Origin of the sequence: Faecalicoccus acidiformans (genome assembly GCF_014202635.1) — a bacterium.
GTDB classification, from domain to species: Bacteria; Bacillota_I; Bacilli_A; order Erysipelotrichales; family Erysipelotrichaceae; genus Faecalicoccus; species Faecalicoccus acidiformans.
The window spans coordinates 25,105-40,784 of the sequence record NZ_JACHHD010000010.1; the positions used below are offsets into that span (position 1 = coordinate 25,105).

The 15,680-nt window shown below is 39.2% G+C and carries 14 protein-coding genes; all 14 read right to left on the reverse strand.

Features of this window, described 5'->3' with window-relative positions:
- Nucleotides 1-6: 6 nt before the first annotated feature.
- On the reverse strand, nt 7-1,473 hold the full coding sequence (locus HNQ43_RS05635) for a HAMP domain-containing sensor histidine kinase (RefSeq protein ID WP_183375634.1): 1,467 nt from the start codon (nt 1,471-1,473) through the stop codon (nt 7-9).
- 4 nt (nt 1,474-1,477) lie between these two features.
- The gene (locus HNQ43_RS05640; protein WP_022790006.1) at nt 1,478-2,137 is read right to left on the reverse strand and encodes a response regulator transcription factor; all 660 of its coding nucleotides are present in this window, start codon (nt 2,135-2,137) and stop codon (nt 1,478-1,480) included.
- 11 nt (nt 2,138-2,148) lie between these two features.
- Nucleotides 2,149-3,483: a phosphoglucosamine mutase gene (glmM, locus tag HNQ43_RS05645; protein WP_183375636.1), complete on the reverse strand. Its 1,335-nt coding sequence runs from the start codon at nt 3,481-3,483 to the stop codon at nt 2,149-2,151.
- Nucleotides 3,484-3,494: 11 nt separating this feature from the next.
- Complete coding sequence (locus tag HNQ43_RS05650; RefSeq protein WP_183375638.1) at nt 3,495-4,289, reverse strand: CdaR family protein; 795 nt, start codon at nt 4,287-4,289, stop codon at nt 3,495-3,497.
- Nucleotides 4,282-5,214: a diadenylate cyclase CdaA gene (gene cdaA, locus HNQ43_RS05655; protein WP_183375640.1), complete on the reverse strand. Its 933-nt coding sequence runs from the start codon at nt 5,212-5,214 to the stop codon at nt 4,282-4,284. The genes HNQ43_RS05650 and cdaA overlap by 8 nt, the downstream gene beginning before the upstream one ends.
- Nucleotides 5,215-5,232: 18 nt before the next feature.
- Nucleotides 5,233-6,003: an HAD-IIB family hydrolase gene (locus tag HNQ43_RS05660; protein ID WP_183375642.1), complete on the reverse strand. Its 771-nt coding sequence runs from the start codon at nt 6,001-6,003 to the stop codon at nt 5,233-5,235.
- A gap of 562 nt (nt 6,004-6,565) precedes the next feature.
- A complete protein-coding gene (locus HNQ43_RS05665; RefSeq protein ID WP_183375644.1) occupies nt 6,566-7,252 on the reverse strand; it encodes a LytR/AlgR family response regulator transcription factor in 687 nt (228 codons plus the stop codon).
- Between the two features lie 60 nt (nt 7,253-7,312).
- Nucleotides 7,313-8,578, reverse strand: a complete 1,266-nt coding sequence (locus HNQ43_RS05670) for a UDP-N-acetylglucosamine 1-carboxyvinyltransferase (RefSeq protein WP_183375646.1) — start codon at nt 8,576-8,578, stop codon at nt 7,313-7,315.
- Nucleotides 8,579-8,722: 144 nt separating this feature from the next.
- Nucleotides 8,723-9,592: a class II fructose-1,6-bisphosphate aldolase gene (fba, locus tag HNQ43_RS05675; RefSeq protein ID WP_183375648.1), complete on the reverse strand. Its 870-nt coding sequence runs from the start codon at nt 9,590-9,592 to the stop codon at nt 8,723-8,725.
- Nucleotides 9,593-9,662: 70 nt separating this feature from the next.
- Nucleotides 9,663-10,544 carry an ATP-binding protein gene (locus tag HNQ43_RS05680; RefSeq protein ID WP_183375650.1) on the reverse strand — a complete coding sequence of 294 codons (882 nt, stop codon included), beginning with the start codon at nt 10,542-10,544 and terminating at the stop codon, nt 9,663-9,665.
- Nucleotides 10,531-11,679, reverse strand: a complete 1,149-nt coding sequence (locus HNQ43_RS09285; RefSeq protein ID WP_183375652.1) for a DnaD domain protein — start codon at nt 11,677-11,679, stop codon at nt 10,531-10,533. Before HNQ43_RS09285 ends, HNQ43_RS05680 begins: the two co-directional genes overlap by 14 nt.
- Entirely contained in the window at nt 11,676-12,272 is a 597-nt protein-coding gene (coaE, locus tag HNQ43_RS05690) for a dephospho-CoA kinase (protein ID WP_183375654.1), read from the reverse strand. The genes HNQ43_RS09285 and coaE overlap by 4 nt, the downstream gene beginning before the upstream one ends.
- On the reverse strand, nt 12,245-13,072 hold the full coding sequence (gene mutM, locus HNQ43_RS05695) for a DNA-formamidopyrimidine glycosylase (protein WP_183375656.1): 828 nt from the start codon (nt 13,070-13,072) through the stop codon (nt 12,245-12,247). The genes coaE and mutM overlap by 28 nt, the downstream gene beginning before the upstream one ends.
- Nucleotides 13,072-15,645, reverse strand: coding sequence for a DNA polymerase I (gene polA, locus HNQ43_RS05700; protein ID WP_183375658.1), 2,574 nt, complete (start codon nt 15,643-15,645; stop codon nt 13,072-13,074). Before polA ends, mutM begins: the two co-directional genes overlap by 1 nt.
- Nucleotides 15,646-15,680: the final 35 nt, after the last annotated feature.

Here is a 15,680-nt window from a genome sequence, read left to right on the forward strand (position 1 = left end):
ACTCTCCTATTCTGAATGATCCTTTGATTCATGAGAAACAAAGAAATCTTTTTTCCCCTCTAAAACTTCTTTTTTTGAATCACGTCGCGCCTTCTTTTCATTTTGTTTTTTCTTTTGTTTCGGTTCGTCTCGATAGATTCTGAAGCAGACTCCATCTTCTGTGTTATATCCCTTAACGTGATATTTATTTGCTTTCACAACGCGCGATACAATGGATAAGCCTAATCCAAAACGGCCGCCTTCTCCTTTTTCATAAGGACGGAAAAGCGCTTCTATGCGATCTTCCGGCATCTTTGGTCCATCATTGGAAATCTGTAAATCATTTTCACGAACTTGGATCTTAATATAGCTCTGTGCATATCGGAATGCATTTTCCATAATATTTTCAATACAGACGCGCCACGATTCCAAAAGACCATCAAAGAATACTTCTTCTACATCCGTTATAATAGAGATCTCAGGACGAATCACTGCTGAATTCAAGACTACTTCCTCAACTACTTCCTTCATATTCGTCACAACGCCTTCTGCATCGCTCGTGATTAAATATTCGATTCGGTTCAAATAAAGCAGATTGTGTACTTTTGCTTCTAGACGATTCGCATTATCTAAGATCACATCAACACTTTTTTCTAAAGTGCCATAAGGATAAACCCCATCTTTAATGGATTCAGAATACGATTTGATCGTTGCGATTGGAGTTTTTAAATCATGAGAAATGTTATGAATCATTTCTTCTTTGACTTTTTCCTGTTTTTGAAGTTCGTCTTTCATATTGATCAGTTCATTGGCTACTTCCCCTATTTCATCATCCCGATTTAAATGGAGTTCAACCTCTTTTCCCTGTTTTACCTGTGCAATATAATTCTTGATTTGATTCAATGGATGGATGATAGAGAATACCCAAACCATCATGATGATGATGAAAACACAAAAGGCAAGAATCGTAGCATACACCGTAGAATCCACTAACGTATTTTTGATTGACTGGGGGTAAGTGTCATTCATAAAACTGACCAATACACGGTCTCCCAAAGCTGTTTCGACAACTTGCATACGATAATAATAACGTTCCCCTTGATGAATGATGGTTCCTTGGTCGGTTTCGTCACTTTCGTAAATCAAGCTTTGAGACCGTTCAACAAGATACTCATAAAAGCTTCTGCTGGTCTTTTGGTTTTCATCTGGATTTAAAACCGTAATGGTTTTATTATTGATGATACAATTTGTTTGAATACTGTCTGCCGCCAAATATTCATAGATATTATCTTCTCCGGCAAACCCTGATTCCATTAAAGAAATAATGGGCTGTTGACGATTGGCCATTGTCATATACATCTGATTGGCAATCGTTGTCTCGATGTTGTTATTTAGGTAAAAGATAAAGAAAATCCCAAAAAAACTGATAAACAGCAGGATCATGATCAAGACCTGCTGTGTCAAAGACATTTTTTTAAATAAACGTGAAATCATGATTTTATCCTAGGCGATAACCATACCCATAAATGGTATGGATATTTAAATTTGGTAATTTCTTTCTCAACCGACGTAAAGTATCATCTACAACTCGATCGCTGCCGAAGTAATTTTCATCCCAAACATTCTCCAAGATCTTATCTCGTGAAAAAGCAATCCCTTTATTCTTGATAAACATCATCAAAAGATCAAATTCTTTTGTGGTCAGCTCAATCTCTACATTATCTGCATAGATCTTACGTTGTTCTTCATCAAGTTCATATCCATCAACTGCAATTCGATTATTGTCATCTTTATAAGCTCGTTTAATGATATTATTGACGCGCAATACCATTTCTTTAGGTGAAAAAGGTTTTGTGATATAGTCATCGCATCCCTTTTCCAAACCGATGATGCGATCAAATTCCTTATCGCGCGCCGACATGAAAATCACCGGTGTTTCTGGGCCCTGCAAACGAATCTCTTCAATCAGATCAAAACCTGATTTGTCATCCAACATGATATCGAGGATCCAAAGATGAACATCATCATCTTGGACATGAGCACTAGCTTCTTCATACGTATAGTAAGAGCGGACCTCATATCCTTCTTTACGCAAATATTGGGCAACTAAATTATTTAAGTCTTTTTCATCTTCTACGACACAAATCACTCGTTTCATAGGATACCTCCTTAATATTGATTCTGCTCAATAAAATCAACAACACGCTGTACATAGCTTTCGCACAAATCATCTGTTTTTGCCTCAACCATAACTCGAACCAGAGGCTCTGTTCCACTCGGTCTGACTAAGATTCGACCTTCATCTCCAAGTTCATCAGCAACTTCCTGGATCACATTCAATAACCGAGGATCTTTTAACGCCTTTTCTTTACAGTTAACTTTAACATTTTTCAGCAGCTGCGGATAAATGAACAAACCATCGGATAGCTCTTCTAGACTCTTGTTTGTTTCTTTCATGATCTGCAAAAGCTTCAAAGCTGTCAAAAGGCCATCTCCTGTCACTGCATGTTCATAGAAGATGATATGTCCGCTTTGTTCTCCGCCCAGATAATAGTCATTTTTCTGCATCTCTTCAAAGACATACTTATCACCGACCGGAGTTTGAATATAATCGATCTTATTTTCATCCAGCGCTTTATAAAGTCCTAAGTTAGCCATTACCGTGGTAACGCACATATTTTTGTTCAATGAATTTTGAGACTTCATATAACGAGAACAGATATATAAAATATAATCCCCGTTGACCAGTTCCCCTTTTGAATTCACTGCAATCAAGCGATCTGCATCTCCATCAAAGGCAAGACCAATATCGAAATCACCTTCGCGCACATTTCTTTGTAGTTTTTCAGGATGAGTCGATCCACAATCCTTATTGATATTGATTCCGTTAGGGGAATTGGAGATTGCTTCTACAGTAGCCCCCAAAGAATCTAAAGTCTCAATAGCCGTACTGGTAGCTGAACCATTCGCATTATCTACAGCAATCTTAAATCCGCTCAAATCAACAGGGACAGTCTCTTTCAGCCAAGACATATAGATTTCCAATCCATCCTGCCAATCGAAATACTCTCCAATCTGACTTCCTGTTTTAAGGTCCAGCGAAGTCTTTCCATCCATGTAATCTTCAATCTGCAATAAGACGTCCTCTTCCATTTTTTCTCCATTATGATTGAAAATCTTGATTCCATTATCATAATAAGGATTGTGACTGGCCGATACCATGATCCCGCAGTCAAATCTTTCTTTACGAATTAAATAACTGACTGCCGGGGTAGGACAAACACCTAATAGATACACCATCGCCCCCATGGAAGTTGCTCCCGCTGCCAGACCAAGTTCAAACATATCTCCGCTTAACCGCGTATCTTTTCCGATCAAGATCTTCGCATGGCGGTCTTTGCCATAATACATTCCTAAATACTGACCAATACGGATGGACATATCTAATGTTAGATCTTCATTGGCTCGTCCTCGTACGCCATCCGTTCCAAAATATTTACCCATATTGAATACTCCTATTCTGTATCTGTATCGTTTTTCTCAACCGTTGCTTCTATAGTCGATGGATCAATCTCCACCTGGACACGATTTCCTTCCGCATCATAAGCAACAACAGTAGCTTCTGTCGTGTACTGATCGCCATTTGTGAATCCACTAACATCCACGATTGCCCGAACAAACCGAATTGCATTCAGTTCATCCTCCGTAGCGCGTATCTTAACAGTCGAAGAAGATAAAGTTGGCGTTTTAAAATCAGAAGCTCTTTGTCCTGAACCAATCAACATTTCCGGATCAACTGTAAAGGATCGCTCTTTCTTTGCCGTGATTGTAGCAGTAACACTAGATGGTGATAAAGTGGCTTCAATCGAAGAAGGCAGATCATCTAAGCTCAAATCAATAATAAAACTGCCCTCCTCATAGGGACGCAGATCCGCTGTAACACTCAAATTTGTGTGCTGTTGTCGATACACTTGGATTTCGGCAGCGTTTCCTGTCAGAGTCACTTGAACACTATTTGGAATTCCGCTGACTTCATACTGTTCCTGATCACTCAGGATATTCACATCCACATTACCAAGATTTACCGTAGTCGATGTATTATCAAACAATTCATACCGAATATCCTGATAATCCACTACCGCACAAATAACAAGAGAGATCATCAAGGAAACGATCAACGATCCTGCTTTATTGAAGACAATTCGATCGAATAACTTATTGACTCGACGATAAAAAGAGCCGATTGCATTTTTAAAGGATTCGATCCAGCCTTTATTCTTATTTTGCGGAGATCTGTTCGACTCATTCATGTGAATTCACCCCCTGATCCCGCAAATCCACTATGGCCAGAGGCTGAATACGCTCATCCGCAGAATATTTTGTTTCACCAGGTTTTCGGCTTCGCGTCAAACCTAAATTTTTTGCGGTGTTGATAACAGGCCTCAACAAAGAAGAGGTCGCTCCTTCCTCTCTATCCGGCACCAGAAGATTCATCAGAAGGCGATGAAGCCCTTCTGCTTTATATTGAGTGAGCTGACCATTCATTGCGACAGATATATTTCCAGTTTCTTCACTCACAATGATCGTGATGGAATCGGTAATCTCACTGATTCCGACCGCAGCACGATGGCGGGCTCCATATTTGCTTGGCAGATCTTTAGTGGTTGGCGGAAAATAAGCCGCTGCACATGCAATCTTATTGCCGATGATGATGACAGCTCCATCGTGCATCGGCGTTCCATATTGAAAGATCGTCCCTAACAGTTCACTGGAAACAACCGAATCCATCTCGATTCCAGTATGGACATAATCCTCCATTGATGTATTTCTTTGAATCGAAATCAAAGCTCCGGTTTTTGTTTTAGACATTTGCGCACAGGCTTTGACCAATTCATCGATCATACTAATTTGCTCATCATGTGATACATTCAGCCCTAAAATCGAAGAAGTTTTCCCGAATTTTTCAAGCATAGCACGAATCTCCGGCTGAAAAATAATCATAATGACAACTACTCCCCAATTCACAAAGATATTGATTAGGTAGTTCAAGGCATTCAGCCCCAAGATTGCAGATAATCCTTGTACGATCAAAATAAACAAGATCCCCTTTGCGATCTGGATCGTTCGAGTATTGTTGCGGACAATACGCAAAGCATAGTAAACCAAAGCCCAAATCACGATCACATCGAGGATCAATCTAAGGATCAATGAAATATCACTTGTCGTAATATCCATTTCCCATCCCCCTTTTCACTAATCTAAAATGGAATAGATCATCGTTCCCACTGAATCATAGAGAACCGTAGCATTTTGTTGCACTTCTTCTAGAGCCGTTGTCATGCAAGCTCCGTTATATCCATACGTCATCAGAGGAATATCATTATAAGAATCGCCGATCGTATAGACATCAGCTTCGTCAATATCAGCATATTCAACCACAAATTCTAATCCGGTAGCTTTAGAAATCCCTTTCGGTACAACGTCGACTACAAAATTATTCGCATAAGCAACCACATTCTCCCCAAAGAACATATTGATATTATCGGCTAAAGTTACCGCCATATTCTGTTCGGCCATTGACAGAACAATCTGTGCAATTTTTGGGCAGTTTTCAAGATCTTCCATTGTCATATCATCTTGCATATGCGGGTATCGCCGGTCTGAAACACTTGGATCAACGGTCATCTTATGACGGTTTCTACCATCATTGATCACAACACTGGCAACCCCCTCTTCGTTTTGAGCAGCATAAATAATATCAATTGCGGTAACCAGATCCAAATAATGAGCAAGCAGTTCGTTGCCCTCTTTATCAAAGACCATTCCACCGTTATTGGTTACATAATAATCCACAGGAAGGTCGTTCTCCTTGACTTGTTGTTCAATGGATTCCATCGAACGGCCAGTCACGATCACAAACATGTTTCCTGCCTGTTTCCAGTCCTGGATGGCTTCTAGATCCTCAGGCATGATGTGGCTGGCATATTTCAATGTTCCATCATAATCCGTTGCTAATAATTTCATAACAGGTCCTCAACTTTTCTTTTATGAATATAATATACCATACTTCGTGAAAATCACATAATTCAAAACACAACAAAAAACGAGACTCTTCACAAGCCTCGTTTTCTATATTCTTTATTCAATATTTATTTCTTTTCATCTATCGATCAGCGACTGCATAACGTATTTTCTACAGCATTTCCTCTATTGTTATTCAGGTGTCTGTGCTCTTTTTATGCAGACTTTAGATGACTCCTTAGTTAATGATCTATTGTCCTTTTATTCTGATCATGGATCTTGTAACAGCCAAATATCGGTCTGTTCAATTCTGACATTCTATCATCAACCAAGTCCAAGGAATGTTTTTTTCGGTTTTATCCGACCTGACGTTTGGAGTCTTCTCTCCATAGCTTCGTGCTTCGCCAGGAAACTTGTTCCCGGCTATTATTGTATTGTCATCTTCCCACCGCTCTCTATCAGCTTAAGTTCTTTCAAAAGGAATTCGTCTATGCCTATCTAATCCCTTTGTTCAACTCTATTATATCGTCGATGACTCTGAAGACAATACAAATGGATAAATCGGTCAGCCAAGTGTCCGATTTGACTTTTTCAAGGCTAAGATCTTTCGCTTTTGTTGTCGAGAAAGTGGAATCCTATCCCCATTATCCAATTCAACCTCATCTTTATACCATGCTACGATATGAATGGCGTTCACTAAATAAGAAACATGAACTCGTAAAAATCCATATGGTGTAAACACTTTTTCAAGATCAGACATATTTGCTCTTTCGTGAAATTCTCCCTTTTTTGTATGGAAATAGATCATTTTTTCCATTTTATCCAAATAATAGATATCCGGATAAGGCAAGAAAACATGGACTCCATCGTAATTCAATTCATAAGAATCCATTTGATGACTCAAAGATAAAAGCTGATCTTGGACCTGCAGCACTTCTTGACGAATATTTCCTTTATCCAGATATAATACTCGATGGCGCTGATCATTTCCTTTGGTTCGAATGGGGTTCTCGCACAAATAGACAAACATGGAATTAGGATGGTCATGAACGAAAACGCTTTCTAAACGAGGCGTTTTAAAAACTTCGTCAAAAACAAAAAGCTGGTACTCTTCTTCTTTGAGACGCCTGGCCAGATCAGATGCTTTTGTAAAGTGGCGGAATGTCCAATCTTGATACGCATAGATCTTAGAAAGAGCCAAAGCAACTTCCATTGATTCATTTTCATATTCGAGAATCGCAACCTTGATCATATTTTTATTCTAATCCAAAAAAGACTGTAAAATCAATTACAGTCTTTTTTATAGAAATGATCATTCTGTAAATTCTCGCCAGAGATTAGCGCCTAAGCTTTTTAGTTTCCCGTCAAGATCTTCATAGCCGCGATCAATATGGTAAACATCATGGATTTCGGTGACTCCTTCTGCCATCAAAGCCGCTATGACCAGACAAGCCCCACATCGCAAATCTGTTGCCGTAACGCTAGTCCCATATAAAGGAGTTGGTCCGTTAATAAAAGAACTCGGGACACGAACATCAATGTCAGCACCCATCTTATTTAATTCATAACAGTGCTTAAAACGTTCGGTATAGATTGTTTCGGTCACAACCGACTGCCCTTGCGCTTTGGTCAACAATGCGGTAAACGGCTGCTGCACATCAGTCGCAAAACCCGGATATGGTTTTGTCAAAATATCCGTAGGTTTTAATAGATCTTTCGACTCATACACTTCGATCGCATCCGATTCGATCTTCATCTTGATTCCAATTTCTTTTAACTTCATCGTGATGGCATCCACATGCTGTGGAATGATATTTTCAATGCGCATCTTTTTAGCCATTGCCGCCGCAATGATCAAATATGTACTTGCCTCAATGCGATCTGGAATGATCTCATGCATACATCCGCCTAAACGATCTACACCATCGATTGTCAGTGTGCTCGTGCCCATGCCATGGATTCTGGCTCCCATTTTATTTAACAAAGTCGCAATATCAATAATTTCTGGTTCACGAGCCGCATTTTCAATGACCGTTCTTCCTTCTGCATAAACTGCAGCCATCATAATGTTGATCGTAGCCCCTACCGAGCTAATATCTAAGAAAATATTCGTACCTGTCAGTTTGTCAGCATCCAATATATAACATCCTTTGATGTATTCTACTTTGGCGCCTAAAGCTTCAAAGCCCTTTAGATGGAGGTCAATCGGACGGGGCCCCAGATAACATCCTCCAGGCATTTTGATCTCAACATGACCAAACTTTCCTAAAAGTGCACCCATGAAATAATAACTAGCTCTTAACTTACTAACTGCTGTACTGGTCATTGGACGATTGACCATTTTTGACGGATCTATATATAAAGTGTCATCATCTTTCTGCTCTACTATAACATCAAGTTCTTCTAAGAGAACTTTAAGTGACTTTACATCGCTGATATTGGGAACATCAAAAATCGTGATGGGCTCATTGGCTAACACACAAGCAGGTATCAAAGCCACCGTTGCATTCTTCGATCCGCTGATACGGACTGAACCTTCTAATGGATGGCCACCTTCAATCTTGATAACTTCTTCCATAAGACACCTCCCGAACATGCTCATATATAATACACAAAAACCCGGGTTCTTTCAAAGATTATTTTACCTAAGATTCTCTGATCTATCCACCCAAAACAAAAAGAGCTGATCAAAAAACGATCAGCCCTTTCGATATTTTACGAATTATTCAGCTTTTCCGGCAGAACCAAAGAAGTTTGTCATCATTTCTTTTACAAGTTCAGTGATGGCATCTGCACCTGGTTTCAACAATTTACGAGGATCATATCCTTTTCCTTGCTGATCTTTGCCTGCCTCGATATATTTACGAGTTGCATCAGCAAATACCAACTGACATTCTGTGTTGACATTTACCTTTGATACACCTAAATCGATTGCTTTTTTAACTTGTTCACGAGGGATTCCAGAACCACCATGAAGAACTAACGGTTTACCGTTTGTAGAAGCCTGGATCTCAGCCAAACGATCAAAGCTCAAGCCAGCCCAGTTAGCTGGATACTTACCATGAATGTTTCCAATACCGGCAGCCAAGAAATCAACACCCAGCTCAGCAATTGTTTTACATTCTTGAGGATCAGCTAATTCACCAGCAGAAACGACACCGTCTTCTTCTCCACCGATTCCACCAACTTCACACTCGATAGACAAGCCTTTTGAATGTGCCAGCTCAATCATTTCTTTAGATTTTGCCAAGTTTTCTTCGAAATCATAATGAGATCCATCAAACATTACAGATGTGAATCCAGCTTCAATAGCAGCTTTCGCACCTTCATATGTTCCGTGATCCAAGTGAATCGCAACAGGAACCGTAATACCCATATAATCATGGATCTCTTTTACCATCGCAACAACCGTTTTAAAACCACACATATATTTAGCGGCACCTTCTGATACCCCTAACATAACAGGTGATTTTACTTCTTCAGCGGCTGCTAAAATAGCTTTTGTCCATTCAAGGTTGTTGATGTTAAAAGCACCGATCGCATAATGACCTTCATGCGCCTTATTGATCATTTCAGTAGCAGATACTAACATAGTTTCAATTCCTCCTTTATGTTTAATTTGCTATCATTATTTTACTCCAATTCAATAGATTTGAAAAGAATTACCGACGTGATTCTCCAGATAATTTACAAGGTTTTGCCAAGCTGCGAATTCGTTCTAACAAACGTAAAGCACTGATCTTTGAATTGCTCTCATTACGAATTATATATTGGTTAAATAACTCTTCCGGTGCATAATTACTTGTAAAGTATGTTTTCTTTTGATGCGTCATACGATATTCCAAAACAGGAAGAACGATCTCATCCCTGGTCCATGCACTGATGGCTTCCGCTCCCATATCATCCAAAACTACGATATCTGCTTTTTGTAAAAGCGACATGTTTTTTAACCGATATTCATTATCTGTCAATTTTTGTTTGAAATCACTGATCAACTGCGGCAATTTGACAAAACAAATACTTTTGTTTTCCTTTGCATAGAGATTGCATAGCCCCAGCATCAAATACGTTTTTCCAACCCCTGGCTGGCCATACAGATATACCCCCTGTGCATCTTGAATCGATGCAAGAATGGTTCGAAAAGCTAACTGATATTCCTTGGCTTGCCCCTTAGCCAAAATCGAAAGATCGATCTCATATTCTTTTGAACTCATATGGGATAGCCAGAACTTTTTTTGATGTTTTCTTTTTTCATCAATGGCCGCTTGATAAGCGCAAGAAACAAAGTTCTGAATCAAAAAACCCTCTTCGTCGATTTCCAACATTTTTCGCTTTCCAGGTAATGGCTGTGAACAGCTGGAAAGACCCGGACAGTCTTTGCATCGATCCAAAGTCTCTTTCCATAACAAAAAATCAGATGCATTTTTCTTTAAAAAATCCATGCCCAGATCATGTCTTTTTAAAAAGTCGTGAACTTCTGTTTCCTGAGCCAGACTTACGATCCACTCCAGATCCATGTTCTGTACTTTTTTAAATGCTTCCATCACCTGATTCCTCCTTCAATGCTTTAAGCATAGACTCGATTTCTTTTTCCAGATTAGGATCATTTTCTTGTTGAGTCCTATCCTGATACCAAGAGGGCAGTTCTTCTTTGTTTTGTGGTCTTGAATGAATTTGCTCTTGCGCTTTTTCCTTTGTATCGATTTGTAATCGGGCCCAAGAACTTGCCACTTTCTCCACAAAAGACCGATTGAACTTTTGATCGGTTGCCCGCAAAGCGTAATCAATCAAAACATTGATGACTTCGTTAGGCAGTTTATAATCGACCATAACCTTCTCCAGAAGTAATTTATCTGGTACAGAAACCGGCATTCCGTTTTGTTTCCATTGCAGGAATGCAACCGGAGAAAGTTCATATGGATCCTGACTAGATGTTTTTGTTTTTCGAGCCTGCAGCACTCGTTCTCTAAGTTGTTCAAAATCGATTCGTGTTTTAGCTGGGTCAATGCTCAACGACAAATAACGACGCATTGTTTTTTCATCGATTCCAAAAATACGAGCAAGCTCATGGATACGCTGTAAATTCTCTTTTGTTCGCAAACGCTGCGGAATAATACGATCCATCCCCTGAAACATTAGGCCAAAATCAAAAGGATAAGAGGATGTAAAGGAAGAAACAGGAACAGAATCCAATGCTTGTTCTTTTTCCTGTGTCCAAGCATCCAACAAAGAAATATCCAAAGGTTCACTGACATCAACCATAGAATCGGTAATTCGAGCCGTAAAAGAGAATAAAAGTTTCATACGATCCAACTGTCCCGACCCTTCTTTTTCTAAAAAAAGGCGAGAATAGACATCGTGTTTCAAAAACTCTTCCGGTTCTTTGGGAGAACACAGCACAAATAACCAATTCCTTTTGTCCTTATCATAAAAGGAGCGTAATAAAGAATACTGTTCTAATTTTTTTCTAGCCGCTTGAAATCGTGTTTGAGTCAAATGACAAAGTTGAATCAAAATATCAATGCTTCCTTCTGTCATTTGATTTCGAAGCACATAAAAACTCTGGTAAAGTAATACGGCATCATTTCCTATCAAAGGACCATACAATAAAATCAACGAAGAAAGAGTCTCCTCCTTGAGAGAAGACTGCGTCTGAATTGAAAATGTTTGGGTATTCACATGGCACTCCTTTCTAAATACAGATCGACCTGCTCTTGAAGCTGTTCGATCGTTCCGTTGTTATAAAGGACGACATCACTTTTCTGAACCTTAATCACTGGAGAATATTGACATGCCAAACGCGCTTTTGCTTCTTCTCTTGAAATATTACGTCCTGCCTTTAATCGTTCCAGGGCAACCTCTTCATCACAAACAACGCACCAGATTTCTTCAAAATGATCTTCCATCCCCGCTTCAAATAATAAAGGAATTTCTATAAACACAAGCGTGTTTTTTTGATTTTTGATCCAGTCTTGAATCGCTTTCATAATCAAAGGATGTAGAATTGCTTCCACTTGATCTCGATATATGGGATCCGAAAATATTTTTTTTGAAAACTCAGATTTATTGATCTCCTGATGAGAATCCAGTGGTAAAGCCAGTTTCTTGCTCAATGCCCGATATCCTGCATTTCCCATTTTGATCAGGTCTCGATTGACTTGATCCGCATCTAAGACCGGATATCGCTTTTGAATCATGGTGGAAACCATAGATTTTCCCGACCCCATACTTCCTGTGATCGCTATTATTTTCTTTTTTGACATTTTGGGCATAAATAAGTCCCCCTTTGGGCCACTATGATTTTCTTGATTAAAGTATGACACACTGTACACTCTTCGTCCTTTCGATCGTGTACTCGCAGTTTTAACTGAAATCGACCGGTTACTCCTAAACTAGAGGTATAACTTCGAATAGTAGTTCCACCATAACGCATTGCTCCTCTAATAATCCTCTGCATATGATAAACTAAATGAACACAGTCTTTCTTTGATATCCGTTTAGAACGGCTGCGAGGATCCAGCTGACATGCGAAACAGATTTCATCGGCATAAATATTCCCGATGCCGGCAACCAGACTTTGATCCAGCAGACATGCTTTTAAACTCCTGTTTGAATGATGAAAAGCCTGGTACAGATAATCCGCATTCAAAGAAGGATCTAAGACATCCGGCCCCAGTTTTTGAAAACAAGGAAGAGATTGAAAATCTTCTTGTTTTAGATAGAGTTTCATCCTGCCAAACTTTCGTGTGTCATGATAACATAACCATCTGCCATCGCTCAATAAAAAACCGGCATGAATATGTTTATCTTTCGGCAAGTCAGTAAGCAAATAAAACTTGCCCTCCATCCGCAAATGAACGATCCAGTCATAATCATCCAACGCAAAGATCAAGTATTTTCCATAGCGATGAAATTGCCGGAAATGTTGATTGCTGATTTTTTCAATAAAGCTCGACACCGACTCATTTTCGATGAGTTTTTCATAACGAATTTGGACTTCTTCAATTCTTAAATCTTTGATCTGATCCTCTAATGTCGATAAGACCGTTTGGACTTCTGGTGCTTCTGGCATTATTTAGCCTCGTACCATGTTTTGCCAGACTGAATGCTGGCCTTCAGCGGAACGCGGAGCGTCATCGCATTTTCCATAGCTTCTTTAACTAATGAAACCATGCATTCTAATTCATTTTCCGGGACCATAAAGATTAATTCATCATGAATCTGAAGAAGAAGTTTTGATGAGACACCCGCCGCTTTCATTGCTTTGTCAACACGAATCATCGCAATCTTGATCAAATCAGCAGCACTGCCTTGGACCGGCGCATTCATGGCAGCTCTTTTGCCAAATTCTCGTGTCATGAAATTTTTATCGTTGATTTCCGGAATTTGCCGACGCCGATGGAATAGTGTTTCTACATATCCTTTTTCCTGACAATCCTGGATTAAATGATTCATATAACGATGTATATTCGGATAACTCTCAAAATATGAATTCATGAATTCAGTAGCTTCTTTACGAGTGATATGTAACTGTGTCGACAAACCGAATGCCGTCTGTCCATACACGATACCAAAATTGACTGTCTTCGCAACGCGACGCATCGACGAAGACACGTCTTTTAAATCACAATGATAGATCAAAGAGGCTGTTTTATTATGAATATCCTCATCATGAATAAAAGCTTGGATCATATGTTCTTCATTAGCCATATGAGCTAACATCCGCAATTCAATTTGCGAATAATCCGCTGATAAAAGCACACATCCTGGAGGTGCCACAAAAGCTTTACGGATCTCTCGACCTTCTTGGTCGCGAACGCTGATATTCTGAAGATTCGGATCACTGCTTGAAAGCCGTCCAGTTTGTGTCATGGTCTGATTGAATGTCGTATGGATCTTATGATCAGTACGAATATGCTTTTTTAAACCATCGATGTAAGTGGACATGATCTTTGAAAACTTCCGATATTCTAATAAAGTCTCAATAATCGGATGTACGCCCAGCAATTTTTCAAGAACTTCTGCACTCGTGCTTCGTTTCTTTCCTCCCCCTTTTAAGCCCAGATCATCATAAAGAACGATGGCCAGCTGTTTTGGCGAATTGATATTAAAGATCTTATTCGCGTATTCATAAATTTGATTCGATAAATCGGTCATCTTCCGAGAAACTTCTTCCCCTATCGCATCTAAAGTACTTTCTTGTATATCGATTCCCTCTTTTTCCATTTCAAAAAGAATTGGGATCAGTGGCTTTTCTATCGTTTCGTATAATTCAAAGAGTTCTTCCCTTTTCAGTTCTTCAAGAATCTCGCTTTCTTTTTCCTGAAGCTGTTCGCTGAATGCATGCATTACCGGCAGCATACGACAACAAGCATATGCTTCCTGATCTTTTTTCTTCTTGGATAACTCGTGAAAACTTTCTGTCAATTCAATGTTTAAAGCCATCATCAACGCATCTTGATCTGTTGCCTGCGAATGCAGCAGAAAAGAAGCGATATGGAGATCTTCTTTAAACGAAACCGTCGGCAAACCATAACGTTCTAAAAGATGATTACATTCTTTGGCATCCCATGTAGAGAGATCCTTCCTATTTAACAACGCTTTAAAATTTTGATCTTCCATGGCTGACTCTATTGAAATATAGAGAACTTCTTGAGATGTCGGAATCATAAATCCGTAAAGCTTTTGCGTTAAAAAATTTTCTTTTGTACATACCGGGATCAAAAGAGCGGGATGTTCTATCTCAGGCAATGTCGAAATCGTTTTAAGAGGCAAAGATTCCTTTTTTACGGATTGTCTCTCATTCATTAAAGAACGCATCTCATATTTTTGAAAAAAAGCATTTACTGAATCTTGCATTCCTTCAAATTTTAAATCTTCTAACTGAAAAGGAAACTCCATCTGGGTGTAGATCGTTGCCAGTTCTTTTGACAAAAATGCCAATTCTTTGTCATGAAGCAGCTTCTCTTTTAGTTTTCCTTTAATATCATCAATATGGTCAAAGACATTCTCAACGCTTTGATACTGTTGCAGAAGCTTTGAAGCGGTTTTTTCTCCAATACCGCTCACACCTGGTATATTATCGCTCGAATCACCCATCAGGCCTTTTAAATCAATGATTTGCATGGGATCTAATTGATACTTTTCTTTAAAATGCTTTACATTCATTAAATCCATATCTGAGATCCCTTTTTTCATCAACAAAACAGAGGTTGAAGCATCCACCAGCTGAAGAAGGTCCCGGTCGCTAGTCAATATCGTAGTCTGAAGTTCCGGGTGCGATTTCGCCATAGAACCAATGATATCATCGGCTTCATAACCCTCTATTTCATAGCGAAAGATCCCGGCTTCGTCTAAAAACTCCCGAACAATGGGAAATTGAACAATGAGTTCTTCATCCAATGGTTTGCGAGTTCCTTTATAAGCTTCATATTTCTCATGGCGAAATGTCTTTTTCCCGGCATCCCAAGCAACCAATAATCCGTCTGGTTGAATAAGGTCGAGTGCTTTTTTTAACATCATAATAAAACCAAAAACCGCATTCGTTGGAATACCGTTGGATGTAGACATTCTATGTGTATATAAAGTAGCATAATAAGCCCGGAATAACATTGAATTTCCGTCGAGTAACATTAGTTTTTTCATAAAGATCTCCATTTTCTTGAAATAATTGTAACACA

Coding starts and splice junctions, on each gene's coding strand:
- HNQ43_RS05635 (WP_183375634.1), bottom strand. CDS start 1,473: ATGATTTCACGTTTATTTAAAAAAATGTCTTTGACACAGCAGGTCTTG.
- HNQ43_RS05640 (WP_022790006.1), bottom strand. CDS start 2,137: ATGAAACGAGTGATTTGTGTCGTAGAAGATGAAAAAGACTTAAATAAT.
- glmM (WP_183375636.1), bottom strand. CDS start 3,483: ATGGGTAAATATTTTGGAACGGATGGCGTACGAGGACGAGCCAATGAA.
- HNQ43_RS05650 (WP_183375638.1), bottom strand. CDS start 4,289: ATGAATGAGTCGAACAGATCTCCGCAAAATAAGAATAAAGGCTGGATC.
- cdaA (WP_183375640.1), bottom strand. CDS start 5,214: ATGGATATTACGACAAGTGATATTTCATTGATCCTTAGATTGATCCTC.
- HNQ43_RS05660 (WP_183375642.1), bottom strand. CDS start 6,003: ATGAAATTATTAGCAACGGATTATGATGGAACATTGAAATATGCCAGC.
- HNQ43_RS05665 (WP_183375644.1), bottom strand. CDS start 7,252: ATGATCAAGGTTGCGATTCTCGAATATGAAAATGAATCAATGGAAGTT.
- HNQ43_RS05670 (WP_183375646.1), bottom strand. CDS start 8,578: ATGGAAGAAGTTATCAAGATTGAAGGTGGCCATCCATTAGAAGGTTCA.
- fba (WP_183375648.1), bottom strand. CDS start 9,592: ATGTTAGTATCTGCTACTGAAATGATCAATAAGGCGCATGAAGGTCAT.
- HNQ43_RS05680 (WP_183375650.1), bottom strand. CDS start 10,544: ATGGAAGCATTTAAAAAAGTACAGAACATGGATCTGGAGTGGATCGTA.
- coaE (WP_183375654.1), bottom strand. CDS start 12,272: ATGCCCAAAATGTCAAAAAAGAAAATAATAGCGATCACAGGAAGTATG.
- mutM (WP_183375656.1), bottom strand. CDS start 13,072: ATGCCAGAAGCACCAGAAGTCCAAACGGTCTTATCGACATTAGAGGAT.
- polA (WP_183375658.1), bottom strand. CDS start 15,645: ATGAAAAAACTAATGTTACTCGACGGAAATTCAATGTTATTCCGGGCT.